The organism is Acidovorax sp. 22279 (assembly GCF_052045435.1).
GTDB classification, from domain to species: domain Bacteria; phylum Pseudomonadota; class Gammaproteobacteria; order Burkholderiales; family Burkholderiaceae_C; genus Acidovorax; species Acidovorax delafieldii.
Window position 1 is genome coordinate 290,001 of record NZ_JBQEOV010000005.1, and the last position, 1,317, is coordinate 291,317.

The 1,317-nt window shown below is 51.1% G+C and carries 2 rRNA genes (1 of these 2 cut by a window edge); both read left to right on the forward strand.

Going from position 1 to position 1,317, the window contains the following annotated elements:
* Window positions 1-1,011 (forward strand): 23S ribosomal RNA (locus ACTJKQ_RS09370) (it extends 1,868 nt beyond the left edge of the window).
* Between the two features lie 143 nt (window positions 1,012-1,154).
* A 5S ribosomal RNA gene (gene rrf, locus ACTJKQ_RS09375) occupies window positions 1,155-1,267 on the forward strand.
* The last annotated feature ends 50 nt before the right edge of the window (window positions 1,268-1,317 follow it).

Below are 1,317 nucleotides of genomic sequence, written 5' to 3' on the forward strand. Positions count from 1 at the left end.
CCCAGTAAACGGCGGCCGTAACTATAACGGTCCTAAGGTAGCGAAATTCCTTGTCGGGTAAGTTCCGACCTGCACGAATGGCGTAACGATGGCCACACTGTCTCCTCCTGAGACTCAGCGAAGTTGAAATGTTTGTGATGATGCAATCTCCCCGCGGAAAGACGGAAAGACCCCATGAACCTTTACTGTAGCTTTGTATTGGACTTTGAACAGATCTGTGTAGGATAGGTGGGAGGCTTTGAAGTGAGGACGCTAGTTCTCATGGAGCCAACGTTGAAATACCACCCTGGTGTGTTTGAGGTTCTAACCTAGGTCCATTATCTGGATCGGGGACAGTGCATGGTAGGCAGTTTGACTGGGGCGGTCTCCTCCCAAAGCGTAACGGAGGAGTTCGAAGGTACGCTAGTTACGGTCGGACATCGTGACGATAGTGCAATGGCATAAGCGTGCTTAACTGCGAGACTGACAAGTCGAGCAGATGCGAAAGCAGGACATAGTGATCCGGTGGTTCTGTATGGAAGGGCCATCGCTCAACGGATAAAAGGTACTCTGGGGATAACAGGCTGATACCGCCCAAGAGTTCATATCGACGGCGGTGTTTGGCACCTCGATGTCGGCTCATCTCATCCTGGGGCTGTAGCCGGTCCCAAGGGTATGGCTGTTCGCCATTTAAAGAGGTACGTGAGCTGGGTTTAAAACGTCGTGAGACAGTTTGGTCCCTATCTTCCGTGGGCGCTGCAGATTTGAGGAAGCCTGCTCCTAGTACGAGAGGACCGGAGTGGACACACCTCTGGTGTATCGGTTGTCACGCCAGTGGCATTGCCGAGTAGCTAAGTGTGGAAGAGATAACCGCTGAAAGCATCTAAGCGGGAAACTCGTTTCAAGATGAGATCTGCCGGGGCCTTGAGCCCCCTAAAGAGTCGTTCAAGACCAGGACGTTGATAGGTCAGGTGTGGAAGCGCAGTAATGCGTTAAGCTAACTGATACTAATTGCTCGTGCGGCTTGACCCTATAACTTTGATAGCCAACACGCAACCAGCGTGAAGCTCAAAGTCTGTTATGCCAAGTTAGACGCAGTCAAATACACAAAATCTGATTCCAGACTCTATGAATTCGCCAGGCAGTTCACAAAAACTGCCCAGCACCAAGTTATGCCTGATGACCATAGCAAGTTGGTCCCACTCCTTCCCATCCCGAACAGGACAGTGAAACGACTTTGCGCCGATGATAGTGCGGGTTCCCGTGTGAAAGTAGGTCATCGTCAGGCTCTTACAGCCCAGAAAACCCCAGTCAGATATGACTGGGGTTTTTTGCTTT